The 26,521-nt window shown below is 67.9% G+C and carries 29 protein-coding genes; 18 read left to right on the forward strand and 11 right to left on the reverse strand.

The window, feature by feature from the left end:
* The first annotated feature begins 90 nt into the window (after positions 1–90).
* The 6 genes from ACWDNU_RS02100 to ACWDNU_RS02125 all read left to right on the forward strand — a co-directional run bounded on the left by ACWDNU_RS02100 (position 91) and on the right by ACWDNU_RS02125 (position 5,941).
* Positions 91–1,806 carry a TIGR03767 family metallophosphoesterase gene (locus tag ACWDNU_RS02100; protein WP_449667357.1) on the forward strand — a complete coding sequence of 572 codons (1,716 nt, stop codon included), beginning with the start codon at positions 91–93 and terminating at the stop codon, positions 1,804–1,806.
* A gap of 52 nt (positions 1,807–1,858) precedes the next feature.
* Complete coding sequence (locus ACWDNU_RS02105) at positions 1,859–2,260, forward strand: PaaI family thioesterase (protein ID WP_449667358.1); 402 nt, start codon at positions 1,859–1,861, stop codon at positions 2,258–2,260.
* 74 nt (positions 2,261–2,334) lie between these two features.
* Positions 2,335–3,591, forward strand: coding sequence for a peptidase C39 family protein (locus tag ACWDNU_RS02110; RefSeq protein WP_449667359.1), 1,257 nt, complete (start codon positions 2,335–2,337; stop codon positions 3,589–3,591).
* 45 nt (positions 3,592–3,636) lie between these two features.
* Entirely contained in the window at positions 3,637–4,143 is a 507-nt protein-coding gene (locus ACWDNU_RS02115) for a DinB family protein (RefSeq protein WP_449667360.1), read from the forward strand.
* Between the two features lie 77 nt (positions 4,144–4,220).
* The gene (locus ACWDNU_RS02120) at positions 4,221–5,318 is read left to right on the forward strand and encodes an S-(hydroxymethyl)mycothiol dehydrogenase (RefSeq protein WP_449667361.1); all 1,098 of its coding nucleotides are present in this window, start codon (positions 4,221–4,223) and stop codon (positions 5,316–5,318) included.
* Positions 5,319–5,410: 92 nt separating this feature from the next.
* Positions 5,411–5,941, forward strand: coding sequence for a gamma-glutamylcyclotransferase (locus ACWDNU_RS02125; protein WP_449667362.1), 531 nt, complete (start codon positions 5,411–5,413; stop codon positions 5,939–5,941).
* Here ACWDNU_RS02125 and ACWDNU_RS02130 read toward each other — a convergent pair.
* Entirely contained in the window at positions 5,934–6,647 is a 714-nt protein-coding gene (locus ACWDNU_RS02130; protein ID WP_449667363.1) for a class I SAM-dependent methyltransferase, read from the reverse strand. The genes ACWDNU_RS02125 and ACWDNU_RS02130 overlap by 8 nt on opposite strands.
* Before the next feature lie 28 nt (positions 6,648–6,675).
* Positions 6,676–8,283, reverse strand: a complete 1,608-nt coding sequence (locus tag ACWDNU_RS02135) for an FAD-binding oxidoreductase (protein WP_449667364.1) — start codon at positions 8,281–8,283, stop codon at positions 6,676–6,678.
* Between the two features lie 16 nt (positions 8,284–8,299).
* Here ACWDNU_RS02135 and ACWDNU_RS02140 point away from each other — a divergent pair, with 16 nt between their 5' ends.
* The 6 genes from ACWDNU_RS02140 to ACWDNU_RS02165 all read left to right on the forward strand — a co-directional run bounded on the left by ACWDNU_RS02140 (position 8,300) and on the right by ACWDNU_RS02165 (position 14,109).
* Positions 8,300–8,944 (forward strand): TetR/AcrR family transcriptional regulator, encoded by a 645-nt coding sequence (locus ACWDNU_RS02140; RefSeq protein WP_449667365.1) that lies wholly within the window; start codon positions 8,300–8,302, stop codon positions 8,942–8,944.
* A complete protein-coding gene (locus tag ACWDNU_RS02145; protein ID WP_449667366.1) occupies positions 8,941–10,476 on the forward strand; it encodes a glycerol-3-phosphate dehydrogenase/oxidase in 1,536 nt (511 codons plus the stop codon). The genes ACWDNU_RS02140 and ACWDNU_RS02145 overlap by 4 nt, the downstream gene beginning before the upstream one ends.
* Before the next feature lie 211 nt (positions 10,477–10,687).
* A complete protein-coding gene (locus ACWDNU_RS02150; RefSeq protein ID WP_449667367.1) occupies positions 10,688–11,641 on the forward strand; it encodes a hypothetical protein in 954 nt (317 codons plus the stop codon).
* A gap of 148 nt (positions 11,642–11,789) precedes the next feature.
* A complete protein-coding gene (locus ACWDNU_RS02155; protein WP_370933855.1) occupies positions 11,790–12,032 on the forward strand; it encodes a helix-turn-helix transcriptional regulator in 243 nt (80 codons plus the stop codon).
* 2 nt (positions 12,033–12,034) lie between these two features.
* Positions 12,035–12,934 carry an ABC transporter ATP-binding protein gene (locus ACWDNU_RS02160; RefSeq protein WP_449667389.1) on the forward strand — a complete coding sequence of 300 codons (900 nt, stop codon included), beginning with the start codon at positions 12,035–12,037 and terminating at the stop codon, positions 12,932–12,934.
* Positions 12,931–14,109, forward strand: a complete 1,179-nt coding sequence (locus ACWDNU_RS02165; protein WP_449667368.1) for an ABC transporter permease — start codon at positions 12,931–12,933, stop codon at positions 14,107–14,109. The genes ACWDNU_RS02160 and ACWDNU_RS02165 overlap by 4 nt, the downstream gene beginning before the upstream one ends.
* Positions 14,110–14,176: 67 nt before the next feature.
* On the opposite strand, the gene ACWDNU_RS02170 is transcribed toward ACWDNU_RS02165, so the two are convergent.
* Positions 14,177–14,701, reverse strand: a complete 525-nt coding sequence (locus ACWDNU_RS02170; protein WP_449667390.1) for a class I SAM-dependent methyltransferase — start codon at positions 14,699–14,701, stop codon at positions 14,177–14,179.
* Positions 14,702–14,840: 139 nt separating this feature from the next.
* Here ACWDNU_RS02170 and ACWDNU_RS02175 point away from each other — a divergent pair, with 139 nt between their 5' ends.
* The gene (locus ACWDNU_RS02175; RefSeq protein WP_449667369.1) at positions 14,841–15,278 is read left to right on the forward strand and encodes a MerR family transcriptional regulator; all 438 of its coding nucleotides are present in this window, start codon (positions 14,841–14,843) and stop codon (positions 15,276–15,278) included.
* On the opposite strand, the gene ACWDNU_RS02180 is transcribed toward ACWDNU_RS02175, so the two are convergent.
* From ACWDNU_RS02180 to ACWDNU_RS02195, 4 genes are all read right to left on the reverse strand, one after another.
* A complete protein-coding gene (locus ACWDNU_RS02180) occupies positions 15,265–16,623 on the reverse strand; it encodes a cryptochrome/photolyase family protein (RefSeq protein WP_449667370.1) in 1,359 nt (452 codons plus the stop codon). The two genes, ACWDNU_RS02175 and ACWDNU_RS02180, sit on opposite strands and share 14 nt — an antisense overlap.
* Positions 16,624–16,686: 63 nt before the next feature.
* Positions 16,687–18,003 (reverse strand): citrate synthase, encoded by a 1,317-nt coding sequence (locus ACWDNU_RS02185; RefSeq protein ID WP_370933850.1) that lies wholly within the window; start codon positions 18,001–18,003, stop codon positions 16,687–16,689.
* A gap of 190 nt (positions 18,004–18,193) precedes the next feature.
* Positions 18,194–19,135, reverse strand: a complete 942-nt coding sequence (locus ACWDNU_RS02190) for a carbohydrate kinase family protein (RefSeq protein WP_449667371.1) — start codon at positions 19,133–19,135, stop codon at positions 18,194–18,196.
* A gap of 55 nt (positions 19,136–19,190) precedes the next feature.
* Positions 19,191–19,778 (reverse strand): TetR/AcrR family transcriptional regulator, encoded by a 588-nt coding sequence (locus ACWDNU_RS02195; RefSeq protein ID WP_037369544.1) that lies wholly within the window; start codon positions 19,776–19,778, stop codon positions 19,191–19,193.
* A 105-nt stretch (positions 19,779–19,883) separates the two neighbouring features.
* Here ACWDNU_RS02195 and ACWDNU_RS02200 point away from each other — a divergent pair, with 105 nt between their 5' ends.
* Entirely contained in the window at positions 19,884–21,029 is a 1,146-nt protein-coding gene (locus tag ACWDNU_RS02200; RefSeq protein ID WP_370933848.1) for an acyl-CoA dehydrogenase family protein, read from the forward strand.
* Here the strand turns inward: ACWDNU_RS02200 and ACWDNU_RS02205 are convergent.
* Complete coding sequence (locus ACWDNU_RS02205; RefSeq protein ID WP_370933847.1) at positions 21,026–21,388, reverse strand: winged helix-turn-helix transcriptional regulator; 363 nt, start codon at positions 21,386–21,388, stop codon at positions 21,026–21,028. The two genes, ACWDNU_RS02200 and ACWDNU_RS02205, sit on opposite strands and share 4 nt — an antisense overlap.
* A 67-nt stretch (positions 21,389–21,455) precedes the next feature.
* On the opposite strand from ACWDNU_RS02205, the gene ACWDNU_RS02210 reads away from it, so the two are divergent.
* Complete coding sequence (locus tag ACWDNU_RS02210; protein WP_449667372.1) at positions 21,456–22,280, forward strand: NmrA family NAD(P)-binding protein; 825 nt, start codon at positions 21,456–21,458, stop codon at positions 22,278–22,280.
* A 5-nt stretch (positions 22,281–22,285) separates the two neighbouring features.
* Positions 22,286–22,861, forward strand: coding sequence for a Uma2 family endonuclease (locus ACWDNU_RS02215; protein WP_449667373.1), 576 nt, complete (start codon positions 22,286–22,288; stop codon positions 22,859–22,861).
* A gap of 31 nt (positions 22,862–22,892) precedes the next feature.
* Here ACWDNU_RS02215 and ACWDNU_RS02220 read toward each other — a convergent pair whose 3' ends face one another.
* Genes ACWDNU_RS02220 through ACWDNU_RS02230 form a run of 3 tightly spaced genes read right to left on the reverse strand, consistent with a single transcriptional unit; the run spans position 22,893 to position 25,509 of the window.
* Positions 22,893–24,113: an amidohydrolase gene (locus tag ACWDNU_RS02220; RefSeq protein WP_449667374.1), complete on the reverse strand. Its 1,221-nt coding sequence runs from the start codon at positions 24,111–24,113 to the stop codon at positions 22,893–22,895.
* Positions 24,114–24,133: 20 nt separating this feature from the next.
* Positions 24,134–24,637, reverse strand: coding sequence for a GNAT family N-acetyltransferase (locus tag ACWDNU_RS02225; protein WP_449667375.1), 504 nt, complete (start codon positions 24,635–24,637; stop codon positions 24,134–24,136).
* The gene (locus ACWDNU_RS02230; protein ID WP_449667376.1) at positions 24,604–25,509 is read right to left on the reverse strand and encodes an aldose 1-epimerase family protein; all 906 of its coding nucleotides are present in this window, start codon (positions 25,507–25,509) and stop codon (positions 24,604–24,606) included. Before ACWDNU_RS02230 ends, ACWDNU_RS02225 begins: the two co-directional genes overlap by 34 nt.
* Positions 25,510–25,613: 104 nt before the next feature.
* Here ACWDNU_RS02230 and ACWDNU_RS02235 point away from each other — a divergent pair, with 104 nt between their 5' ends.
* A complete protein-coding gene (locus ACWDNU_RS02235; RefSeq protein WP_449667377.1) occupies positions 25,614–26,189 on the forward strand; it encodes a TetR/AcrR family transcriptional regulator in 576 nt (191 codons plus the stop codon).
* Positions 26,189–26,521: MBL fold metallo-hydrolase (locus ACWDNU_RS02240; RefSeq protein WP_449667378.1), on the forward strand; the 333-nt coding region annotated here is incomplete at its 3' end. The genes ACWDNU_RS02235 and ACWDNU_RS02240, both read left to right, overlap by 1 nt.

Consider the following 26,521-nt stretch of genomic DNA (forward strand, 5'->3'; position numbering starts at 1 on the left):
CCTTCGCGTTCTGCTCTGGTCTCGTTCACCGGCCGGTCATGGACATCCGGAAGCGTGCTGCAGCACGGGCGAGAGGCGGGGAGCGGGAACATGGCGGAACTGACCAGGCGGGCGTTCACCACCGCGGGAGCGGCGGGCGTGGGATTGCTGCTCTGCACTCCGACGGCCAACGCATTGGACCGGGCGTTGCGGCGGACCAGCCAGCGGGCTGTGCGGACCGGCGGCACGACGCTGGAACAGGCCGCTTCCGGTGCGCCGACTGGGTACTCGCGGCTTTCCGCCGGACCTGGCTGGCCGGTCGCGGTGCGGGCGGATCTCGTCGAGGCCAAGGCCGGGCGCGACGACCGGCGGACCGCGCTCGGGGCGTTCGTGCAGTTCACTGACCTGCACATCACCGACACCGAATCGCCTGCCCGGTTCGAGTATCTGCATCCCTTCATCGGATCCGCGCATCGGCCGCAGGAAACGCTCGGCACGGTCGCGACCAGTGCGCTCGTCAAGCGGGTCAACAGCTTGCGCGCGGGGCCGTTCACCGGGCGGCAGTTCGACTTCGTGATGACCACCGGCGACAACACCGACAACCACGAACTGCTCGAACTCGACTGGTTCCTCACGACGCTCAACGGCGGCGCGATCACGCCCAACTCCGGCGACCCGAATCGCTACGAGGGTGTTCAAGCGTCCGGCAACCCGGAGTTCTGGAACCCGGGCACCCGGCTCGCCGACGACTACACCAAGAAGGGCTTTCCGCAGATCCCCGGACTGCTCGAAGCCGGGATCTCGTCGTTCACCGCGCCTGGGTTGAACCTGCCGTGGTACTGCACGTTCGGCAATCACGACGACAGCGTCGTCGGCACGCTGCCGGAGGGCATTCCGGGCATCGAGGCCTGGTACACCGGCAAATACAAGGTCATCGGCAAGGACGAGAGCAGCGCGCGCAAGCTCGGCACCGCCATCCAACAGGGCCAGAGTGTGCCGCTTGGCGAGCTGTTCGGCGGCGGCACCGTTCGCGAGGTGACGCCGGATCCGCGGCGGCGGCCGTTCAGTACTTCGGAGTTCGTCAAGGCGCATCTCGCCGCGAAGAACACCGGACCGGGGCCGGTCGGGCACGGCTTCACCGATGCCAACTCCGACGGGCGCAACGTCTACTACACGTTCCGGATCGCGCCTGGGGTTACCGGCATCAGCCTCGACACCACTACGCAGGGCGGGTTCGCGGACGGGTCGATCGGGCTCGCGCAGTTCAACTGGGTGGAGTCGACGCTCAAGCGGAACAGCTCGACGTATTACGACTTCTTCGGCCGCAAGATCACGCACTCCGTCACCGACGAGCTGTTCGTCCTCTTCAGCCACCACACCAGCGGCACCATGGGCAATCTCCTGCCCGACGCGCGCCATCTGCTGGACCCGCGGCTCAACGGCGACACGTTCGTCGCGATGCTGCAGCGCTTCCCGAACGTCGTGGCGTGGGTCAACGGGCACACGCACCTCAACAAGATCACCCCGCACGTCGGCAAAACCCCGGCGCAGAGCTTCTGGGAGATCAACACCGCCAGCCACATCGACTTCCCGCAGCACGCCCGCGTGATCGAACTGGCGGACAACCACGACGGCACGCTGTCGGTGTTCACCACGCTCATCGAGGCCGACGCCCCGTACGCCGTGGATTACTCCGCCCGCACGCCCGACGCGCTCGCCTCGATGTACCGCGAGTTCTCCTACAACGACATCCACGCGAACCTCAGCCACGTCGGCGAGGCGGGCGATCGCAACACCGAGCTGCTGCTGACTAACCCGCTCAGCTGATTACCCGCGAGGTAATCGACGCCATGCGCCCGGCTGCGGTTGACTGCTCGACATGACCGACGTCGAAGGCACGCAGCTGTTCCACAAAACGATGCCGTTCAGCGAGCGGCTCGGCATCGAGGTGCTGGAGCACGGCCCGGACCTGGTCCGCAGCCGGATCGCGTGGGACGAATCGCTGTGCACGCTCGGCGGCGTGCTGCACGGCGGCGCCCTGATGGCGCTGGCCGATTCGACCGGCGCCGTCTGCGCGTTCCTCAATCTTCCCGAGGGCGCGCAGGGCACGACGACGCTGGAATCGAAGACCAACTTCCTGCGCGGCGTCCGTTCGGGGTACGCCACCGCGTCGTCCAGACCACTGCACGCCGGGCGCCGGGTCGTGGTCGTCGAGACCGAAATCCATGACGACGACGGCAAGCTGGCCGCGAAAATCACCCAGACGCAAGCAGTGTTGTAGCGGCGGCTCTTTACTTACCCGCTCCGGAAGGCGAAAATCTTTGGCTACCACTGGGGTCTGGGGACGGAGCCGGAATGCGGGTTCGCGGATTGTGCACGTTACTGTCCATCGTCATGCTCACGGCTGGCGCGACACAGGCCGCTGCTGAACCGCAGCACGCGCGGAACGACGAGGCCATCGACTACCACGAATGGTCGTCCGGCTCGTTCTTCGCGGGCCGGCTCGACGGGCTCGGCTTCGGCTACGGCGGCCTGCGGATCACGCATCCGGCGGGCAGCGTCGCGCACACCGAACCGGGGCTCGGCACCACGCGCACCTACGACTACGGCACCTGGACGTCGCCGAAGTACCGGCAGGGCTTCGACGCGACGCAGCTGATCGCGTCGTGGAACGCGCGCACCCCGGCGAAGACGTGGCTGGAGGTGCAGGCGCGCGGCCGGACTTCGGCTGGAGCCGAAACCACTTGGTACACCATGGGCCGCTGGGCCAGCGGGGACGCCGACATCCACCGCACCAGCGTGGACGGGCAGAGCGACGCCAACGCCTCGGTCGACGTCGACACGCTCGCCACGAAGGCGGGCGTCACGCTGCGCTCGTACCAGCTGCGCGTGACGCTCTACCGCGAGCAGGGTTCGCCGACTACGCCGACGCTGTCCTCGCTCGGCGCGATGACCTCGAACGTGCCGGACCGGTTCGACGTCCAGACCACCAAACCCGGCCGGGCGCGCGGGATCGAGCTGAAGGTGCCGCCGTTCGCCCAGAACATCCACAAAGGACAGTTCCCGCAGTACGGCGGTGGCGGCGAAGCCTGGTGCAGCCCGACGTCGACCGAGATGGTCGCCGAATACTGGGGCCGCAAGCCGTCCGCGCAGCAGATGGACTGGATCCCGGCGGACTACCAGGACCGTTCGGTCGTCTACGCCGCGCGCAACACCTTCGACTACGCCTACGACGGCACCGGCAACTGGCCGTTCAACACCGCGTACGCCGCTTCGCTCGGGTTGCGCGGGCACATCACGCGGCTGCACGACCTCAACGAACTCGAGGGCTACATCGCGCGCGGCATCCCGGTGATCACCTCGCAGTCGTTCCTGGCCAGCGAACTCGACGGCGCGGGCTACGGCACGGCCGGGCACCTGATGGTCGTCGTCGGTTTCACCCAGGCGGGCGATGTGATCGCGAACGACCCGGCGTCCAGCTCCGACGGCCGCGTGCGCACGGTGTACAAGCGGGACCAGTTCGAGAAGATCTGGCAGCGCACGAAGCGGCACACCGAGAGCGGCGCGGTGGCCGGCGGGCCGGGCGGCGTGGTTTACCTGATCACGCCGTAATTATTGGCTGGTTCGCCCTGCCGCCACGGCACTACAGTGCCGTTCGTGACCGAACCCCCGGACAGCCTGTCGGATCCCCGCGAGCTGCTGCTCGCTTACCTCGACTACTACCGCGACACGCTGCTGCGCAAGCTGGACGGCTTGGCCGAGGCCGAGCTGCGCACCAGCAGGCTCCCGTCGGGCTGGACCCCGCTCGAGCTGCTCAAGCACCTCGCGTTCGTGGAACGGCGGTGGCTGCGCTGGGGATTCCTTGGCGAGGACGTGGATCCGGTCTGGGGCGACGAGGACCCCGAGACCAGGAAGTGGACGGTCGGCGCGGACGAATCGGCGGAGTCGGTTCGGGCGCTCTTCCGGGAAGAGTGCGAGTCCTCTCGTGCGATCGTGTCCGGCGCGCGGCTTGAGGACATCGCCCGCGGCACCGGCCGCTTCACGCCTCCGGCGCAGCCGCCCGCGTTGAGCTGGATTCTGTTTCATGTGCTGCAGGAGTACGCGCGGCATGTGGGGCAGCTGGATGTGGTGCGCGAGCTGGCGGACGGGGCGACCGGCGAGTAGCGACCGATCCGGGCTATGGCGACATGCGCATGATCCGTGATTAGCTGCCCCTGAAACGCCGTCGAAGGGTTGTGCATATGCCGTACGAGGTCCAGGGAGTCGTGTCGCGGGCCAAGGGTGAGCCGGTCACGCTCGAGACGGTGGTGGTGCCTGATCCCGGACCGGGCGAGGCCGTCGTGTCGGTGCAGGCGTGCGGGGTCTGCCACACCGACCTGCACTATCGCGAGGGCGGGATCAACGACGAGTTCCCGTTCCTGCTCGGGCACGAAGCCGCGGGTCGGGTGGACAAGGTCGGCGCGGGCGTCACCGATCTCGCGCCCGGCGACTACGTGATCCTCAACTGGCGCGCGGTCTGCGGCACCTGCCGGGCATGCAAGCGCGGCAAGCCCTGGTACTGCTTCTCGACTTTCAACGCCGAGCAGCCGATGACGCTCACCGACGGCACGAAGTTGTCGCCCGCGCTGGGCGTCGGGGCTTTCCTGGAGAAGACGCTCGTCCACAGTGGACAGTGCACCAAGGTCGACGAGCGCGCGGAACCCGCCGTCGCCGGGTTGCTGGGCTGTGGCGTGATGGCCGGGCTGGGCGCGGCGATCAACACCGGTGCGGTCGGACGCGGCGATTCGGTCGCGGTGATCGGCTGCGGCGGCGTCGGCGACGCGGCCATCGCGGGTGCGCAGCTGGCCGGGGCGACCACGATCGTCGCGATCGACACCGACGACCGGAAACTCCAGTGGGCCAAGGACTTCGGGGCCACGCACACGGTCAACAGCCGCGGCTTGAGCGAGGACGACGTGGTCGCCGCGATGCAGGACGCGACGAACTCGTTCGGCCCGGACGTCGTGATCGACGCGGTCGGCCGTCCGGAGACCTGGCGGCAAGCGTTCTACGGACGCGACCTCGCCGGCACCGTCGTGCTCGTCGGCGTGCCGACGCCGGAAATGAAGCTGAACGACCTGCCGCTGATCGACTTCTTCTCGCGCGGCGGTTCGCTGAAGTCGTCGTGGTACGGCGATTGCCTGCCGTCGCGGGACTTCCCGATGCTCGTGGACCTGTACCTGCAGGGCAGGCTGCCGCTGGACAAGTTCGTCACGGAGCGGATCGGCGTCGACGGCGTGGAGCAGGCTTTCGAGCGAATGCACCACGGCGACGTGCTGCGCAGCGTGGTGGAGTTCTGATTCTCTTCGCCGACGCGGACTATCCGGCCGACCCGTACCCGGGCACGCGGCCGGACTGCTCGTACGTCCACCTCGACGGCGCGGGCCATGCCTTGGACACCGCGCCGTCGGGGTGGCGTTCGCGCACGCCGGTGCTCGCGTACGGGTCGAACGCGTGCCCGTCGAAGATCACCTGGCTGCGCACCGAACTCGGCCTGGCCGGACCGGTCGTCGCGGCTCGTGTCCAGTGCACCGGGCTCGCCGCGGTGTGGGCCGCCGGGCTGCGCGAACGCGACGGCCAGCGTCCGGCGACGCTCACCGCGCTGCCGGGCGTGACGGAGGACCACTTCGTCTGGTTCGCGACGCCGGAACAGTTGGCTGTGCTGGATGTCTGCGAGGGTCGCGGGAATCGGTACGACCTGGCGATGCTGGACAACGCCGACATCCGGCTGGACGGCGTGCTGCTTTCCGGAGTGCACGCGTACGTCGGGGCCGCACCGGTCCGGTTTCCGTTGCTGGTCAACGGTTCCCCGGTCCGCGTCGCGGACGTGGCCCAGGCGGACGCGGCGTCGCTCATCGGTGAACCGGCGGCAGGGCACGGCCTCGCCTGCACCGTCCTGCCGCCGGAGCAGGCCTTCAACTGACCCGCGGGTCCGGAATCGCGCGCACGGTCAGGAAGCCCAGCGGTTCCTGGGCCAACCGCGCGTGGCGTTCGGGATCAACGGCAGCTGAGGCCTCAGGAGGGCGTCCCTCGCGCAGCTGCTCGATCAGGAACCCGGCCTCGCGCAACTCTTCGCAGGTGCGTTCCAGCGGGGCGAGCCAGTACCGCACCTTCCAGCCGCGGCTCCAGACCTCCTCGATCACCCGGACGTCGAAGTAGCTGCCGCCGTGCCGGAGCCAATCGCCGGTCGGATGCTGCCGCGACAACACCAGCGCCCCGCCGGGCCGCAGCACCCGGCGGAACTCGCGCAGCGCGCCGACCCGGTCGTCCACGTACTCCAGCGCGAGGGCGAACAGCACCTGATCCACCGATTCGTCCGGCAGCCAGGACAGCGGTTCGGCTAGGTCCTGGACGCGGAACTCGCCCGCCGGTACTCGCTCGCGGCTCAGTTCGACCATTCGCGGGCTGAGGTCGAACCCGGTCACCCGCGCGCCGCGTGCGGTCAGTTCTTCGGCGTAGAGGCCGGGGCCGCACGCGGCGTCGAGGACGTGCTGCCCGGCGACGTCGCCCAGTAATTCCAGGCAGGCCGGGCGGTCGTAGTGCGCGTTGTAGAACCCGTTTTGCGCGTGGTCGAGGAATTCGTCGGCGAACACTTCGTATTGCGGAAAGGAACCCACTGCATCGCTCACCCGCGCCAGTCTGCCCGCGCGGGCGCGTTCAGCCGAGCAGTTTTCCGGGGTTCAGGATCCCGGTCGGGTCCACCGCGGACTTGGCCGCGCGCAGCACGTCCAGCCCGATCCGGCCGATCTCCGACTCCAGGTACGGCGCGTGGTCGACGCCGACCGCGTGGTGATGGCTGATCGTCCCGATGCCGGTGATCGCCTCGCACGCCGCCGCTTTCGCGCGCTGCCACTGTCCGACGGGATCGGTGTCGTCCCGCGAAGTCAGCACCGTGAAGTACAGCGACGCACCGGTTTCGTAGGCGTGCGAAACGTGGCACATCACGATCGCGCGGCCCAGCGAGGCCACCAAAGCCGCGCGTACGGCGTCGTGCAGTTCGTCCAAATTAGACCAATAAGCCGCGGTCTCCAGGGTTTCCACGCACACGCCCAGATCCAGCAACGCGTCGCGCTGCCGCGGTCCGTTGAACCGGCCGTGCCGCCAGGATTCGCCGAGCACCTTGCCGATCCGCAATGCGCCTGAACAACGCAGCATCGCCGACGTCCGCCTGCGCCGGACCACGTCGCCTTCCCAGCCGACGATCAGCAGGCACGGGTTCTTTACCCCGCGCGCCTTGAGATAAGCCTTCAACGCAGTCGTCTTCAACCCGGCGTTGAGCGAGAACGACACATTCGTCTCGTCCACATCAGACAGCCGGGTGACGTCGGCCAGACCGTGGTCCTGCGCGAGCTTCCGCACCGCCGCCGCACCGGCCTCCCAGCCGTCGACGATCCAGCCCTCGTAATGCCGCTGCTCCGGCAACGGCCGGACGCGCAGCGCGACCTCGGTGATCACGCCGAGGGTGCCTTCGCTGCCGACCGCGAGCTGCCGCAGATCCGGCCCGGCCGCGGACGCCGGCGCGACGCCCAGCCGCCACTCGCCCTTGGGCGTGGCCAGCCGGACCCCGGCGACCATGTCCTCGAACCGGCCGTAACCGGACGACGCCTGCCCGGCCGAACGCGTGGCCGCGAACCCGCCGATGGTGGCGCGCTCGAACGACTGCGGCACGTGACCGAGCGTGTACCCGTGCGCCGCGAGCAGCCGTTCCGCCTCCGGACCGCGCACGCCGGCCTGCAGCACCGCGATCCGCGAAATCGGGTCCACCGACACCAGCTCGTCGAGCCGCACCAGGTCCAGCACGATCACCGCGGTCTTGTCGCCGCGCAGCGCCGCGACCCCGCCGACCACCGACGTGCCACCGCCGAACGGGACCACGCCGATGTCGTGCCGCACGCAGATGTCCAGCACGGCCTGCACCTGGTCCGGGTCCGCGGGCAGCAGCACCGCGTCCGGCACCGGCACCTCGTCGCCCGCCCGGGCGTGCAGGAGGTCCAGATAGGACAGACCACCGGCGCGGCCGAGCCGCTCCGGAGGATCGAGAAGCACGTGGTCCGCGCCGAGAAGTTCCTCGAATTCGGTACGGACGGGCACAGTCAGCGCGGACTCGGAGACCGGGCTGGCCGCGCCGGTTTTCCCGCCTCGATCCAGGCCGACCTGGCCGATACGCTGGCCAAGCCACCGGACCGCGCGATCGGGCAGACCGGCCGAGGCCGCGCCCTCTTCGGTCCACGAACGCCGGATGCGGTGGTTGATGAGATCGCTCACGACTACAGTGTGACACATGGACGTCAAACGTCACTCCCGCCCGGGAGCGGCCCCCTCCGCGCTCGCGGACGCTCGCAGCCGCCCGACCTCGGCTCGCGTCGCCGACGACGAGCTCCTCGACGCCGCGCGCCAGTGCGTGCTCGCGGTCGGCGTCCGGCGCACGACGCTCGCCGAGATCGCCCGAACCGCGCAGGTCAGCCGCATGACGGTGTACCGGCGGTTCCCCGATGTGCGCAGTGTCCTCGCCGCGCTGATGACGCGCGAGTTCAGCGGTCTGCTGCAGAGGGTGAGCGAGTCCGGCGACCACGCGGCGCACGCGCGCGACCGCATCGTGCACCTGGCCGCGGCCAGCGTCGGCGCGCTGTCGGCTGATCCGCTGTTCCGGACGTTGCTGGACGTCGATGCCGAACTGGTGCTGCCGTACATCGTGGAACGGCTCGGTGCGACGCAGCACTTCGCCGAACACGTGCTCCGAAGCCTGCTGGAGGAGGGGCACCGAGACGGTTCGGTGCGCACCGCCGAGGTGGCCGCGCAGGCACGCTCGGTGCTGCTGGTCGTGCAGTCGTTCGCGTTCTCGCTGCGCCCGGCGACCGCGGATGTCGACGAGGCCGCGCTGCTCGCCGAATTCCGGCACCTGGTCGAAGCGGGGTTGAAACCATGAGCACCGGATCCCTCAACGCGCGCCGCCGCGAACGCGAACTGTCCCGGCTGGTCGACGGCGAACAGGTCGACGTGCTCGTGGTCGGCGGCGGGGTCACCGGCGCGGGCATCGCGCTCGACGCGGCCGCGCGGGGGCTTTCCGTCGCGTTGGTGGAGGCGCACGATCTCGCGTTCGGCACGTCGCGCTGGTCGAGCAAGCTCGTGCACGGCGGACTGCGGTACCTGGCCAAGGGCGAACTCGGACTCGCACATGAGAGCGCGGTGGAGCGCGGGATTCTCATGACCCGCACCGCGCCGCACCTCACGCGTGCGATGCCGCAGCTTTTCCCGCTCTACCCCGGCACTTCCGCCGCACAGCAGGCGCTGATCGCCACTGGCCTGCGGGCTGGTGACGGGTTGCGCCGGGCCGCGCGGACGCCGTCGTCGGTGTTGCCTGGACCGCGCCGGATTCCCGCCGCCGAGGCGCTGGCCTTATCCCCCGGGCTCGCTCCTGCTGGGCTCCGTGGCGCGCTGCTGGCGTACGACGGTGCTTTGGTTGACGATGCGCGTTTGGTGGTCAGCATCGCCCGTACCGCAGCCTTGCTCGGGGCTCGGATTCTCCCGCGGTTGTCGGCGGTTTCCTTGTCTGGCAACGAAGCTCAGGTGAGTGACGGGACTTCTTCGTACACCCTTCGCGCGCGTCAGGTCATCAACGCGACTGGTGTCTGGGCGGACACGCTGACTGACTCTGTCCAGCTGCGTCCTTCGCGCGGATCCCATCTGGTGCTCGCGCCGGACTCCGTGCGGGTCGGAGCCACGTCGGTCAACATTCCGGTTCCCGGCGAGACCAACCGGTTCGTGTTCCTGCTGCCGCAGCTCGACGGCCGGGTCTACTTAGGACTCACCGACGAGCCAATCTCCGGTGACGTACCCGATGTCCCTGCGGTACCCGAGTCCGATGTGGACTTCCTGCTTTCGACCGCTTCTTCGGTCCTGGACCGCCCGTTGACCGCCGCGGACGTGATCGGCTCCTACGCCGGATTGCGACCGCTGGTCTCCGGTTCCGCTGGACGCAGTGCCGATCTGTCTCGGAAACACGCCGTGGTCACCGGTTCCGATGGCGTACTGACTGTGGTCGGCGGAAAGCTGACGACGTACCGGCGGATGGCCGAGGACGCCGTCGACGCCGCGTTGACGCACGCCGGATTGCCCGCTGGCCCTTCGCGTACGGCGAAGCTGCCGCTGATCGGTGCCGCACCACGCTCCCGACTGTCTCTTGTGGACGCTCCGGCGCGATTGGTGGCCAAGTACGGCACCGAAGCACCACGCGTGGCGGCGCTCGGCGAACTGGAACCGGAATTCGCGGCCCCGCTGTGCGCGGCGACGGAAATCACCGCGGCCGAGGTGGTGTGGGCGGTCCGGCACGAGGGCGCGACGACTGCCGAAGACGTCCTCGAACGCCGCACCCGGCTGGCCCTGGTGCCCGCCGACGCCGAAGCCGCCCGGGACCGGGTGGCCGAACTGGTGGAGAAAACGCTGGCCGGACTGTCCTGAAACTTGCCCCGGCCCGGCCCGGCCCGCGCAGCCCCAATGTGGCATTGGGTGCGTCAGATGCACCGAACGCCACATTGGGGACGTCGCACGCACCCAATGCCACATTGGGGACGGCACCACGAACGGGTGGTTATCGCCTGATCCGCGCACGACGGGACCGCTCGCGCACGTTTTACTCGCGTATTTCTCAGTGACCGCACAACCTGGACAGATGCGTAAAGGAAACTGGGAGCGGCACCCGGTGCTGCACGAAGCCGCCGGGAAGGTTGTCAGAACCGCCGAACTCGAAGAACTGGGCATGTCCAGGAGCAGCATTTACCGCCGCTGCCTTCCCGGCGGCCCGTGGCGACGGCTCTTGCCTGGCGTCGTGCTGCTTCTCCCATGCGAGCCAGATCCGGCACAGCAGATCGAAGCAGCGTTGTTGCGAGGCGGCCCTGACTCGATGGTGACCGGTCTTTGGGCGGCGCGACTGCACGGGCTCAGCCAGGTCCCGGAACCCGACCAGATTCACCTACTGGTTCCGGACCGACGGGGAGTAAGCAGCGTGGGCTTCACGCTCGTGGAACGCACGACTCGGCTTCCCCAGCCTGTCGTCAGGAACGGGATTCCGGTAGCACCCGCCTACCGCGCGGTACTGGACGCAGTAAGGCGAATCCGCGATTTCGATGCGGTCCGGGCGCTCTTGGCCGAGTCTGTCCAACGACGGCGTTGCACTTTGGAACAGCTGACTCGCGAACTAAGCCGCGGAAGCCAGCGTGGGTCTGCGCTGCCGCGCCGTGCACTGACCGCGCTTCTGGCCGGTACGCAGTCTGTCGCGGAGGCCGATGCTTGGGAAGTCTGGAAAACAACAGGTCTGCCTGAAGCCGAGTGGAACGTCGTAGTCACTACAGGCACGGGCGAGTTCGTGGCCAGACCCGATGCATGGTGGGACGATGTCGCTTTAGCCTGGGAGATCGACTCACGAGCCTGGCACGAGAAGTGGGACGGCTACTCAGCCACACTCCAGCGGAACGCTCGCTACGCAGCAGCGGGCATCGTCGTTCTCCAGACGCTTCCGATCAGGTTGCGTACCGAGCCAGGCCAGGTAGCGGCGGAGCTTCGTGCCGCGCACGAAGCCGCGGCACGCCGACCTCGTCCATCCGTAATCCGCCATCGCGCGGCCTGATCAACGACCGCCCCAATGCGGCATTGGGTGCGTCAGATGCACCGATCGCCACATTGGGTGCGTCGCATGCGCCCAATGTCGCATTGGGGCGGGCAACTCCCGGCAAGGCAGCTTGACGCTTCGTTGGGTTTTTGCAACAGTGCGGTCCATGAGCCCGGTGCGGCGTGGCAAGGAGCTGCCGATCCACAACCGGCTGCCGGTGCTGCGCGCGGAGCGCGGGATGAGCCGCGCGGAGCTCGCCGAGGCGGTCGAGGTCAATCCGCAGACGATCGGGGCGCTGGAGCGCGGGGATCATTACCCGAGCCTCGACCTGGCGTTGCGCATTTGCGCGGTGTTCGAGCTTCCGGTGGAGGCCGTGTTCAGCCGTGCGCCGCTGGAGGGGGACGCGTGACGCTGGAGATCGACCGGATCAGCAAGCGGTTCGGCACGAAAACCGCGCTCGACGGCGTGAGTTTCACCGCGGCGCCGGGCGAACTGTTCGGATTCGTCGGCAGCAACGGGGCGGGCAAGACCACCACGATGCGGATCGCGCTGGGCGTGCTGGCCGCGGACTCCGGCGAGGTGCGATTCGCCGGGCAGCCGGTCACGCACGACACGCGCGCGCAGATCGGGTACCTGCCCGAGGAACGCGGGCTGTACCCGAAAATGCGGGTCGTCGACCAGCTGGTTTACCTCGCCGAACTGCACGGCCTCAGCACCAACGACGCACATCGCGCCGCCGAATTGTGGATCGCACGGCTCGGCCTCGGGCCGAGGCGCAAGGACGACATCCAGAAACTCAGCCTCGGCAACCAGCAACGCGTCCAACTCGCCGCCGCGCTCGTGCACGATCCGGCGTTGCTGGTGCTCGACGAACCGTTCTCCGGCCTCGACCCGCTCGCGGTGGACGTGCTGAGCGGCGTCCTGCGCGAGAAGGCGGCGACGGGCGTGCCGGTGGTGTTTTCCAGCCACCAGCTCGACCTCGTGGAACGGCTGTGCGACCGAGTCGGCATCATCCGCGACGGACGGATGGTCGCCGTCGGCACCGTCGACGAGCTGACCCGCGACGCCGCACGCCGCCTGGTCGTCACCGCCCCCAGCGCGAATCCCGGTTGGGCAGCAACGGTTCCCGGCGCGCGGGTGCTCGAAGACCACGGCCCCACAACAGTCCTGGAACTGTCGCCGGGCGCCGACGACCAGGCCGTACTCGCCGCTGCCTTGGCCACTGGCCCGGTGACGGAATTCAGCCACCGCCGCCGTACGCTCGCCGACCTGTTCCGCGATTCGGTCGCCACCCCGGGAGCACCTCGATGAGCCGGATCCGCGCCACCCGCGCCGTGCGCCTGGTGGCCAAACGGGAGATCAACGCACGGCTGCGCACCCGGTCCTTTGTGGTCAGCACCGCGGTGATGCTGTTGCTGCTGCTGGGGTACGTCGCCCTGCAGGCTTTCCTCGCCGGAGACCGGGAGACGACGCGCGTCGCGCTGGCCGGGCAAGCGCAGGGCATCGCCACGCAGCTGGAGAACAACGATCGGCATCTCAAGATCGTCCTCGTACAGTCCGAATCGGACGGACTGACCCAGGTCCGCGACGGCGATGTCGACGCATTCGTGTCCGGCAGCGCTTCCCGGCCTCGCGTGATCGTTAAGTCCACTTTAGACACGCAGCTGCGGACCGTGCTGGATAACATCGCGCAGCAACAGGTTTTGGACGCTCAACTGTACTCCGCGAATCTCGACCCCGCCGCTGTCCACCAGGCAGTATCCGCCACCCACGCCGACGTACAAGCTCTCGAACCGGTAGATCCGCAAGCCGGGACAAAGCTGGTGACCGGGATTGTGGTCGCGATTCTGTTGTATATCAGCATCATGACGTACGGGATGTTCGTCGCACAGGGCGTGGTCGAGGAGAAATCCAGCCGCGTGGTGGAGATCCTGCTCGCCACTGTCCGGCCGGTGCACTTGCTGCTGGGCAAGGTCATCGGGCTCGGCCTGGTCGGATTGGCGCAGCTCGCGATCCTCGCCGTGGCGGGTTTGGTAGCCGGTGGCGTGTCGGGCGTCTTCTCGATCTCGAGTGTCGCTTTGGGGACACTGGGCTGGGGTCTCGTCTGGTACCTGCTGGGGTTCCTCCTGTACGCCATGCTGTACGGCGCGGCTGGCGCGCTGGTGTCGCGACAGGAGGACACGCAGGCGGTCGTCGGGCCGGTGAATATCGCGCTGGTGATCGGGTTCGTCGCGGGGATCAACCTGCTGACGCAAGCACCGCATGGGACGGCTACGCGGGTTGTTTCGCTGATTCCGTTGCTGTCGCCGATCCTGATGCCCGCACGGATCGCGCTGGGTGCCGTGGAACCTTGGGAAGTGGCTTTGTCGCTGGTGCTGACAGTCGCGCTGATCGCAGTGGTCACCTGGGCGGGTGCGCGGGTCTACCGGAATGGCGTGCTGCGGGTCGGCAGCCGGGTGCGCCTGGTGGACGCGTTACGTCGTTAGGGCACGGTACCTGTTCACCTCGATCCCCGAGGCACGCCGGTATGTGCGCACCGTACTGTGAGGTCAGTCAGTCATCGCCGGAGAACGCCAGGACACACACGACTGGCGGATCCAAGTCGAGTATTTCGGTGCGGGGCCGGGAAAAGCCAGCCTCCGTAAGCAATCCGGTCAACTCCTTGACCACCGCAGCCGAAGTGACACCAGGCTGCCGTGGTTGAGATACCAGGGCAACGCGGCCGCCAGGCCGCAGCAACCGGGTGAGCTCCCGCAGCCGGGCAACCGGTTCCGGCCACATGCCCACCGTGTTGACAGCCAGCGCGGCGTCGAATGGCCCATCGAGCGAAAGATTCTCGACCGACGAGCACACCAGCCGCACTCGCCCGGCCCGGATGGCTGCCCGATTTCGGTGCTGTGCTTGGCGAATCACCACCGACGAGTGGTCGACGCCGACCACGAGCGCCGCCCGGTCAGCCAGCGCCGCGACGGCCACGCCCGGCCCGCAGCCGAGTTCGAGGACTCGTTCGGACGGCTGGATATCGAGCACCCGCACGGCCCACCGATTGCGGGTCACGTTCGACGAACGCCATCCCATGATCAACCCGGCAATGTGTCCCGGAACCCCGGTTGGCCGGTGAAACTGCGCGATCCCGCCCCGCGGGCCCCACCATCGCAGTGCCCGTTCCATAACGTTCATGGGGCGAGCGAACCACTTCGAGTACGCTTGAAGTCAAATGACTGCAACGTTGTCCATTGGCGAACTCGCCGAGCGCACCGGCGTGCCGACGAGTGCGCTCCGCTACTACGACCAACTCGGTCTCGTCCGTCCGGCGGAACGGGAAGCGGGCCGACGGCGCTACGCCGAGTCCGCGGTCAAAGACGTCGGCGTGCTCCTCTTCTTTCAAGAAATCGGCTTCACGCTGTCCGAAATCGGCCGTTTCCTGACCGGCGAACAAACCGGTCGCCAGGGAATGATCGACGCCAAACTCGCCGAACTGACCGAGCAACAGCGCCGCATCGAGATAGCCCGCGAAGCACTCGAACACGGGCGGCAGTGCCCGGCCAGCGATCCCTTGAAGTGCCCCCGATTCTGGTCCATCATCGAGGTACGGCAACGCGGCCTATCGCTCGCCGAAAGCCACGAACGGGCGCACCACCCTAAGACCCCGTGATCGCCCCGTACCGCTGCAACGCGACCTGCCGTTCCTCCGCGTGGTCGACGATCGGCTCCGGGTACCCCTCCGGACGCTCCTTCAGCACATGCACCGCTTTCCCTTCCACCCCACGCAATTCCGGCACATACTGGCGCACGTAATCGCCCGCCGGGTCGAACTTCTGCCCCTGCGTGGTCGGGTTGAAGATCCGGAAGTACGGCGCGGCATCAGTCCCGGAGCCGGCGACCCATTGCCAGTTCAGCTGATTCGACGCCAGATCGCCGTCCACCAGATGCCGCATGAAGTGCCGCGCGCCCCACCACCACGGCAAATGCAGGTCTTTCACCAGGAAACTCGCCACGATCATCCGGACCCGGTTGTGCATCCAGCCCTCGGCCAGCAACTGCCGCATTCCGGCGTCGACGATCGGGTAACCGGTCCGCCCCTCGCGCCACTGCGCGAACATCTCCTGCGCGGTTTTTCCGGTGTCGTAACGCATTCCGTCAAACCGGCGGTCGTAGTTCTGCCGCGCGGTTTCCGGCCGGTTCCACAGGACGTCAGCGTGAAACTCGCGCCAGCACAGCTCGGACCGCAACGCCTGCGCTCCCTCGGACCGCTTCCCCGCCAGGTCGGCCAGCATCGTCCGCGGATGAATCGCACCCCAGCGCAGATAGGGAGAAAGCCTTGTGGTGCCAGCATGATCCGGCCGATCGCGTTCAGCTGCATAATCAGCGAGACCGTCAGAGAGGAAGTCACGCCACACGGACAGCGCGGCTTCCTCGCCGGCTGGCGGCAGCGAGCAGCCCACCTCAGGAGCTTCCGGCAACGAGGCCGAAGAAGAAGGCTTAACCCAGTCCACAATAGACACGTTGGTGTCCGCTGGACGAGGCCAGCCGTGCTGTGCCCAAGCGCGATAGAACGGAGTGAAGACCCGATACGGGGTACCGTCCGGCTTCGTGACCCGCCCTGGCGTCACGGCGTACGGAGAGCCCGTCTCAACCCACTGAATCCGATGCTCTGCCAACGCGGCAGCCACAGCTTCGTCGCGCTCACGCCCATATGGTGCGGTATCCGCAGAGACGTGCACCGCGGCCGCCCGGATCTCCCGTGCGGCGGCGACCACCTCGGCCACCGGATCGCCGTACCGCACCAGCAATCGGCCGGACAACGCTTTGTCCAGCTCCCGCAAGGAATTCAGCAGAAACGCGACCCGCGGCGAACCGGCGGGTTTGAGCAGCCGGTCGTCCAGCACGTACAGCGCCAGGATGTGTTTGCTGTGCTTGGCCGCCTCAAAGAGCGCGGCATGGTCGGCCAATCGCAGATCCCGGCGGAACCACAGCACGACCGGCGCTTCCATCGTCATGCCGCACAACGATAAACGCCCCGCCGCGCGAAGGCACGGCGGGGCGTTTCACCAAGCAGGGACTCAGCGCTCCGACATCGGGGTGTAGTCCCGGGACTCGTAGCCGGTGTAGATCTGGCGCGGGCGGCCGATCTTCGTCTGCGGGTCGTTGATCATCTCGCGCCAGTGCGCGATCCAGCCGGGGAGCCGGCCGAGCGCGAACAGCACGGTGAAGAACTTCGTCGGGAACCCGAGCGCGCGGTAGATCAGACCGGTGTAGAAGTCCACGTTCGGGTACAGCTTGCGCTCGACGAAGTAGTCGTCGGAAAGCGCGGTTTCCTCGAGCTTCTTGGCGATGTCGAGCAGCTGGTCGCCGCCCTTGAGCTTGCCGAGGATCTCGTCCGCGGTGTTCTTGATGATCTTCGCGCGCGGGTCGTAGTTCTTGTAGACCCGGTGCCCGAAGCCCATGAGCTTGACACCTTTTTCTTTGTTCTTCACGCGGTTGACGAACGTCGCGACATCGCCGCCGTCGTCGCGGATGCCCTCGAGCATCTCCAGCACCGCCGCGTTCGCGCCGCCGTGCAGCGGGCCGAACAGCGCGTTGATGCCCGCCGAGATGCTGGCGAACAGGTTCGCCTCGGACGAGCCGACGAGCCGCACGGTCGAGGTCGAGCAGTTCTGCTCGTGGTCGGCGTGCAGGATGAACAGCAGGTCGAGCGCCTTCGCGACGTCCGGGTCGACCTCGTACGGCTCGGCCGGGAAGCCGAAGGTCATCCGCAGGAAGTTCTCGACCAGGCCCAGCGAGTTGTCCGGGTACAGCAGCGGCTGGCCGACGGACTTCTTGTACGCGTACGCCGCGAGCGTCGGCACCTTCGCCAGCAGGCGGATGGTGGACAGCTCGACGTTGGGCTCGTCGAACGGGTTCAGCGAGTCCTGGTAGAAGGTCGACAGCGCGGACACGGCGCTGGACAGCACCGGCATCGGGTGCGCGTCGCGCGGGAAGCCGGAGAAGAACGCCTTGAGGTCCTCGTGCAGCAGGGTGTGCCGCTGGATCTTCTCGGTGAAGTCGGCCAGCTGGGCCTCGGTCGGCAGCTCGCCGTAGATGAGCAGGTAGGACACCTCGATGAAGGTGGACTTCTCCGCCAGCTGCTCGATCGGGTAGCCGCGGTAGCGCAGGATGCCCGCATCACCGTCGATGTAGGTGATGGCCGACGACGCGGCGCCGGTGTTGACGAACCCGGGGTCGTAAGTGATGTACCCGGTCTGCGCCAGCAGCTTTCCCAGCTCGATACCCGGCGCGCCCTCGACCGGATTGACGACCTTGAACTCGTGCTCGCCGTTCGGCAGGCGCAGCGTCGCGGTTTCGCCGCCGGACTGCCCCGCATTCGTCGCGTCGGACATGCAGGTCCCTCTCACGTTGGGCACGGGACGGCGGCGTCTGCGGGTTCCGCAGTAGCCACGTGTTCACGCGAGGAAACACGCGCCTCGCTGCACACCGACCCGCTGGGTATGAATTCACCACTACGCTAGTCGAAGGGTGGGTCAGTCCGCACTCGCTGCGTTGCCCCAAAAGGCCCCATTGGGACCAGGTTCACACGGTGGCCGCCATATCCGCCGCGGTCGGCGGCTCCGCTCCGCTGCGGGAAACCGTGATCGAGGCCGCTTTCGCCGCATAAGCAAGCGCTTCGTTCCACGCGCCGGCGTCGAGTGCGGCCAGGTCGCGCACGGTGCGCTGGTGCAGCCAGGCCAGCAACGCGCCTTGCACGGTGTCGCCGGCGCCGATCGTGTCCGCCACCGCGACCTTGCGGGACGCGACGTGGGCCAGCTCACCAGCCGAAGTGATCACAGACAAGCCGTCCGCGCCCCGGGTGAGCACGACGGCGTCCACACCGGACTCCACCCACGATTTCGCCGCGGCCACCGGATCGGCTCCGTCGGTGAGCCACGCGGCGTCGTCGTCGGAGATTTTCAGCAGGCGGACGTCGGGCAGCCACGACGCGAAGCGCGCGCGATAAGCCGCCGGGTCGGCGATGAGCGCCTCCCGGATGTTCGGGTCGAGCGCGGTCAGCGTCCCACGCGCGGATTCCCGGCGCAGAATTTGTTCGTAGGCGCTGGCGCCGGGTTCCAGCACCATGCCGAGCGTTCCGAGCGACAGCGCGGTGGTTTCTTCCGGCAGCGCACCAGGATCGGAGACCAGCCGATCGGCGGTTCCCTCGACGTAGAACGTGTATTGCGCGGCGCCGCGTTCGTCGAGCGCGACGACGGCGAGCGTCGTCGGCTCGTTGCCGCGCTGCAGCAACGAAGTGTCGACGTTCGACGCGGAAAGGCGATCCACCAACGCGACGCCGAACCGGTCAGTGGAAACCCGGGACAGGAACGACGCGGGCACGCCGAGCCGGGCCGCGGCCAGCGCGACGTTGTACGGTCCGCCGCCGAGTCTCGGCAGCAGCGCGCGCAGCCCACCGTCCACAGTGGAATCCAGCGGTTCACCCGGAACGAGGTCGACCAGCGCCTCTCCACCCACCACGATCACAAGCGGCGAGTGTAGAGGAACTCATGCTGACAATTCCTGTCCCGATGCGGACAAATCAGTTCTTGTCGAGTCCGCCGAGCAGAAGTTCGCCGAGCGCGGTGAACGCTTCCGCGTCGGACACGTCGGTGCGGCGGCCGAGTACGCCGGTCTGAATGCCCTCGATGATCAGTCCGGTCATTTCGGCCACGAGCCGCGCGTGCACGTCGCGGAACACTCCGTCGGCGACGCCCTTGTCGATGAACGCGCGGATCCGGCGCGCGGCGGCGCGGCTGTTGAGCTGATAGGTGTCGCGGGCGGGCGCGAACGCGGCGATGTCGGCCATGAACTCCGGCGACGCCCGGTTGAGGTGCTCGGAGACGCCGGAGAGGTACTCGCCGATCAGCTCGCGCGCGTCGTCGATGCCCGCGATCCGCTTCTCGAGGCGTTCGGCGGCGTCGCGGAAGAAGTGCGCGACGACCTTGACCGCGAGCTGCTCCTTGCTCGGCGCGAGCGCGTACAGCGTCGACTTCGAGCAGCGGAGCCGGGCGGCCAGATCGTCGAGCGTGAAGCCGGCGAAGCCCTCCGCCAGGAACAACGCCTCGAGCTCGCGCAGCAGGGCTTGCTGCCGCGCGGTGGGACGGCGACGGGCTTCAGGGGTGGACATCACGTCACTATCTCCTACCGATCAGGGACAGTCCCGCTCCGCATACGGTACTCTCAATCAGCCGTTAGTACTGTTTTCAGTACCGCCGCGTTCTGGGAGGAAGCCATGCCGGTCGACCGTCTGCTGCCGACGCCGGAGTCCGAAGACCTGCTCGCGCTCGTCACGGAAATCGCCCGTGACGAGCTGAAACCGCGCGCTTCGGCCGACGAGGAGGCCGAGAAGTTCCCGCGCGATCTGTTCACGCTGATGGGCAAGTCCGGCCTGCTGGGCCTGCCGTACTCGGAGCGCTGGGGCGGGGCTGAGCAGCCGTACGAGGTCTACCTGCAGGCGCTGGAGGAGATCGCCGGCGCGTGGATGAGCGTCGGCGTCGGGCTGTCGGTGCACACGATGTCCTGCTACGCGCTCGCGCATTACGGCACGGAAGAACAGCAGGACCGCTGGCTGCCGGACATGCTGGGCGGCTCGCTGCTCGGCGCGTACGCCCTGTCGGAAACACAGGCCGGCTCGGACGCGGCCGCGCTGTCCACCCGCGCGCGGCTTTCCGAGGACGAGTACGTCGTCAATGGCACGAAAGCGTGGATCACCCACGCCGGAGTCGCGGACTTCTACACGACGATGGTCCGCACGAGCGACGACGGCGGACACGGCATCTCGTGTCTCCTGGTCGACTCGTCGACCCCCGGCCTCTCGGCAGCTCCACGCGAACGGAAGATGGGCCTCACCGGCTCGCCCACCGCGCAGATGCTGTTCGAGGACGCCCGGATCCCCGCTGACCGTCTTATTGGCGGCGAGGGCGCGGGCCTGAAGATCGCCTTGTCGTCGCTCAGTTCGGGTCGGCTCGGGATCGCCGCGTGCGCGGTGGGCCTGGCGCAGGCGGCGCTGGACGAGGCCGTGGAGTACGCGAAGGGGCGCACGCAGTTCGGACGCCCGATCGCGGACTTCCAGGGCTTGGAGTTCCTGCTGGCGGACATGGCGGCAACGGTCGAATCGGCTCGTGCGACCTACCTGGACGCCGCCCGTCGACGCGACCGCGGCCTGGACTTCCAGCGGCAGTCGTCGATCGCGAAGCTGGTGGCGACGGACGGCGCGATGAAGGTGACGACGGACGCCGTCCAGGTGCTCGGCGGTGCCGGGTACACGAAGGACTTCCCGGTGGAGCGGTACATGCGGGAGGCGAAGGTGCCGCAGATCTTCGAGGGGACGAACCAGATTCAGCGGATGGTGATCGCGCGTTCGCTGAAGAACGCCTAGTCTTTTCTGCCGTCGTAAGCCGCGCGGGCCGCTTGGACGCGGCCCGCGTTGGCTTTCGACCAGTCGGCGATCGCGCCGGTCAACGCGCCGACGTCCCTGCCGAGGTCGGTGAGCGCGTACTCCACGCGCGGTGGAATCGTCGGGTAGATCGTGCGGCTGACCAGCCCGTCGCGTTCGAGGTTGCGCAGCACCTGGGTGAGCGATTTCTGTGTCACTCCCTCGACGCCGCGGCGCAGCTCGGTGAACCGCAGCGGGCGTTCGTGCTGGCGGAGCAGGCCGAGGGCGTAGAGCGTCCACTTGTTGGCCAGCACGTCCATCACCGTGCGCGAGGGGCAGTCTTTCGCATACTTGGTATCCATTGGGTACCTATAGATCGTCGAGGTGCCTTCTTCACAAACGATACCGGTGGCGAGCAGTCTCTTTCGCATGATCTTGGTGACTGGTGCTACTGGCAAAATCGGCAGTGAGGCGGTTCGGCTGCTCGGAGAGGCCCGGACGCTCGTCCGCACCCCGTCGGGCGGTGCCGACGAGGTGGTCGGAGACTTCGACCGCCCGGACACCCTCGACGCGGCCCTGCGCGGGGTCGACACTGTGTTGTTGATCGGGCCTGCGGTGGCTTCGCAGATCACGTTGCTCGATCGCGCGGTCGCGAACGGGGTGCGATACGTCGTGCGGGTCACCAACCACAAGGCTGTCGCCGATTCACCCGTCGCGCGGCGGCGGGAGCACGCGCGGATCGACGCGCACCTCAAGGCGTCGGGGATGGCGTACACGCTGCTCGCACCGAACTTCTTCATGCAGAATCTGCTGGCTCTCGCGCCGGAGATCGCTGCGACCGGCGGCTTTTCGAGCTCCGCGGGCGACGGCCGGATCGGGATGATCGACGCCCGCGACGTCGCCGCGGCGGCTGCGGCGATCGCGACTGATCCGGCGGCGCATGCCGGGCGGACGTATCTGCTGACTGGACCGGAGTTGGTCACGTTCGCGGATGTGGCTCGGGAATGGGCTTCGGTGACCGGCCGCCCGGTGGAGTACCGGCAGATCTCGACCGAGGAGCATCGCGCGGCGATGGAGTCGAACGGGGTGCCTGAGGCGGGGTCGAACGCGCAGGTTTTCGAACTGCTCGCGCAGGGGGACGGGGCTTGGCTGTCGGAGGATTTCGCGGCGGTCACCGGTCGGGTGGCGCGGGGGTTGCGGGCGTTCTTGGCGGACTGTGTTGGCGGAAAGTGTCGTACCCCTCGCTTACCGTGAGCGGCATGGACACCAGGACACTGCCGCGGCAACTGCTCTCGATCAAGGACTACCTCGCGCTCGGCGAGGTCGAGCCGGGTTTTACCGAACTCGTCGAAGGCCGTCTGGTCTTCTCACCGTCACCGGGCGCATGCCACAACCGCGCGACGTACGAGCTTGCCTTTCAACTGCACGATCAGCTTTCGGACGAGTTCTGCTTGGTGCCGCGCGTCGATATCGATCTCGGTCTCGCGCCGGACGGGGCACCGGGTTTCTCCCGATGCCCCGATCTCCTGGTCACCACGGCCGACGTGATCGCCCGGACTCCCGAAGAAGACATCCTGCGGGCCGAAGATCTCGTCCTGGTGGTCGAGGTCGCGACGCCGGATTCGAAGCGCACCGACTACGTCACGAAGCACAGGGAGTACTCCGACGCCGGAATCCCGTTCTACTGGATCCTCGACCTCGACGACCCGATCTCCCTCGTCGCCTGCCACCAAGCCGGAGACCTCGGCTACCAGGACGCCCCCGCCGTCACCGGGAAATTCCGCACCACAGAGCCATTCCCCGCGGAAATCGACCTCGCCGCGCTGCTCGATTGAGGCGGCCGCCCGGGCCGCCTCAACCAAGGCATCAGCGAGTTTCCCGGTACCGCCGATCCTTCGACACGCCCTCGCCGGTCGCCTCGTCGAAGTGATAGACCTCCTGGCCCCGCACGAACACGCGCATCGCGCGGTTCATCACGTCCAGCGGGTCGCCCGACCACACGACCACGTCCGCGTCCAAACCGGGCGTCAAGGTGCCGATCCGGTCGTCCAGGCCGAGCATCTGCGCCGGGTGCAGCGTCAGGGCCTTCAAAGCGGTCTCCGGGTCCAGGCCGTCCTTCACCGCCAAAGCGGCTTGGTACACCAGGAAATTGATCGGGATCACCGGGTGGTCCGTGGTGATCGCGATCTTCACCCCGGCCCGCGCGAGGATCCCCGCCGAGCGCAGCGTGCGGTTGCGCAGTTCCACCTTGGACTTCGTGGTGAACAGCGGGCCGAGGATCACCGGGACGTCGCGTTCGGCCAGCAGGTCCGCGATCAGGTGGCCTTCGGTGCCGTGGTTGATCACCAGTTTGTAGCCGAATTCGTCGGCGAGCCGGATCGCGGTCACCATGTCGTCGGCGCGGTGCACGTGCTGGTCCCAGTACAGCTCGCCGTCCAGGACCTTCGCCAGCGTTTCGTTCGTCAGGTCCGTTTCGAACGGCTTGCCCTCGGCCAGCGTGTGGTCGCGCTTCGCCTGGTAGTTGCGCGCCTTCGTGAACGCCTCGCGCAGGATCGCGGCCACGCCGAGCCTCGTGGACGGCGTGACCTTTTTCTCGCCGTACACCCGTTTCGGGTTCTCGCCCAGCGCGCTCTTCACGCTCACCTGCTCGGCGAACGTCATGTCCAGAATGGACCGGCCCCACGTCTTGACGCCGATGGTCTGCCCGCCGATCGGGTTGCCCGACCCCGGCTTGATCACCACGCTCGTGACGCCGCCGGCCAGCGCGTCGTCGAAACCCGGTTCGTACGGGTCGATCCCGTCGACCGCACGGAAGCGCGCGCCGTTCGGGTCGGTCATTTCGTTGGTGTCGTTGCCCGCCCAGCCTTCGCCGTCCTCGTGGACGCCGAGGTGCGCGTGCGCGTCGATGAATCCCGGCAGGACCCAGCTGCCGGACGCGTCCACCAGCTCCGCGTCCTCCGGCACCTCGACGTCGGCCTCAGCTCCGACTTGGGTGATCCGGCCGTCTTCGATGAGCACAGTGCCGCCCTCGATCGGAGCGGCGCCGACCGGGACCACATAGCCCCCGACAATCGCCTTGTAAGCCATAGTTTGACACGCTAACGAACTCACCCGGGTTCGCGCATCCGGGGTTTTTCCAGGTGCACCAACTGATAGTCCGCTTCCGGCGAGCGATGCGTCTCGCGGTAACCGAGCTTTCGGTACAAATAGAGCGGCCCGGCCGAACGCTCGCCGGTGAACAGCCGGAACACCGTCACCTCCGCCGGGGTCGCCTCCTCCGCGGCCGCCAGTAGCGCGGTACCGAGTCCCTCGCCTTGCCGATCCGGTGCCACCACGAGCCTGCCGACCTCGCCGACGCGACCGTCCACTCGCATCCGCACGCTCGCCACCAGCCTGCCGCCGTCGCGGAAACCCCAGACCGTGATCGACGGGTCGGCGATGGCCGCGCGCACGTGGTCGAGGGTGTCCAGCAACGGCGGCAGGTCGAAGTTCTGGTGCGCCCGCGCCTCGGTGACGTACGCCGCCTGCTGCAGGGTCAGGAGTTCGCCCGCATCGGCGTCGGTCAGCAGCTCGAGTTTCACGGGACCCGGATCCCCCAGCTGCCCGTCCACGACGTGGCCGGTTCCAGTTCGATCAGGTCGGTGCGGGTGTTGAGCGCGTCCGCCGGACAGGTCATCGGCTCGATCGCCACCGCGCGGCCGCGGCCGGTCAGGTCGTCTGGCGTGAACACCTGCACCCAGCGGAAGTCCGGGCCGGTCCAGACCACCAGCTGGCGGTCGCCGTGAGACAGCACGTGGTGGTGGGTGCCGTCAGCCGCCAGCTCCAGCCCGCCGAACGCGGTATCCAGGTCGACGCTCTCCAGCACGCGACCCTGGCGGAAGTCGTATTCGGTGCCCTCGACGTCTTGCTCATCCGCGTACGGCATCTGCTGATCGCCCTCGTACGGCCGGACGCGCGTGGCGGGCAGCGTGAGGGTCAGCTCGTCGGTGGGCGCGTCGCCGATCCGGAAGTACGGGTGGGTCCCGAGGCCGACGCCGATCGGCTTCTCCCCCTCGTTGCGGATCTCGTGCGTGATGACGAGCTCGCGCGGCTGCAGGTCGTAGGTGATCGTCGCGCGCAGCGGGACCGGCCAACCGGGCTGCACCTCGACGTCGATAGCGAGCGTGATCGACGTTTCGGCGTGCTCCAGCAGTTCCCATTCCAGGTGCCGGGTCAGGCCGTGGATGGCGTTGCCGCGCGCTTCCTCGGTGATCTCCAGCTGCTGCTCTTCGCCCTCGAACTCCCACTTGCCGCCCTTGGTCCGGTTCGGCCACGGCAGCAGCACCTGCCCGAGCCCCTTCGGCGGCTTCTCGTCCTCGGCGAACGTCTCGACGTACGGCACTCCGCTGATCTCGAACGCGCGCAGGCCGGCACCGATCTCGGTGATGACTGCGCGCGCGTTGCCGCGGGTGATCTCGAACTGCTCTCCGGTGGGGTTCGCCATGGCGCTGAGGTTACCGATCGGCCGCGCCAGGCGGGCAGCGCTCGAAACTAACCGAGCTCGAAACTAACTAGACCGGTCGTCATAGTTTGAGCTACGGTGGGCGCATGGTCAACCGCACCGACACGCGCCGCCGGATGCTCGAATCGGCGGCTGAGCTGTTTCGCACCCAGGGCTACCACGCCACCGGGATGACGCAGCTCGTGTCCGAAAGCCGGGCCCCGAAGGGTTCGCTGTACTTCCACTTCCCCGGCGGCAAGGAACAGCTGGCTGCCGAGGCGGTACAGCTTTCCGGGGAGCGATTGGCCGGGCAGTTCCGCGAAATCACCGCTGCCGCACCGGATCCGGCTACCGCCATCGACCTCATCGTGGCCGCCCTGGCCGCCTCACTGTCCGAATCAGACTTTCGCTGCGGCTGTCCAATCGCGACAGTCGCACTGGAAGCCGCCGACAGCGAGCCAATCCGCGCCGCTTGCGACCAGGGTTACGAAGGCTGGCTGCGCGGTATTTCCGCTTACTTCACCGAGCGCGGCCTCGCCGAGGATCGCGCTGATTCCCTGGCGACCATTGTGCTTTCCGCGATCGAAGGCGCGTTGCTGCTCGCACGCACCCGACGGGACACCGCGCCGCTGCAAGCCGTCGCCGCCCACCTGCACACCACTGTCGAACGGGAGTTCGCCTAATGCGCGTACACCACTTCAACTGCGGCACCATGCGTCCGATCGGCGGAAAGCTCGTCGACGGAAAGCCCGGCCTACTGCGCCGCGCCACCCTTGTGTGCCACTGCATGCTGGTCGAAACCGGCACCGGATTGACCCTCATCGAGACCGGAATGGGTTCGCCCACCGTCACCGATGCCGCACGTTGGCTCGGCCCGCGCTTCTTGCGGACGTCGAACCCGATGACCGACGAAAGCGAAACCGCGCTGAGCCGCATCCGTGCGCTGGGCTTCGATCCGGCCGACGTCCGCGACATCGTCCTCACCCACCTCGATCTCGACCACGCCGGCGGGCTC

Source organism: Amycolatopsis sp. NPDC003676 (assembly GCF_053587275.1).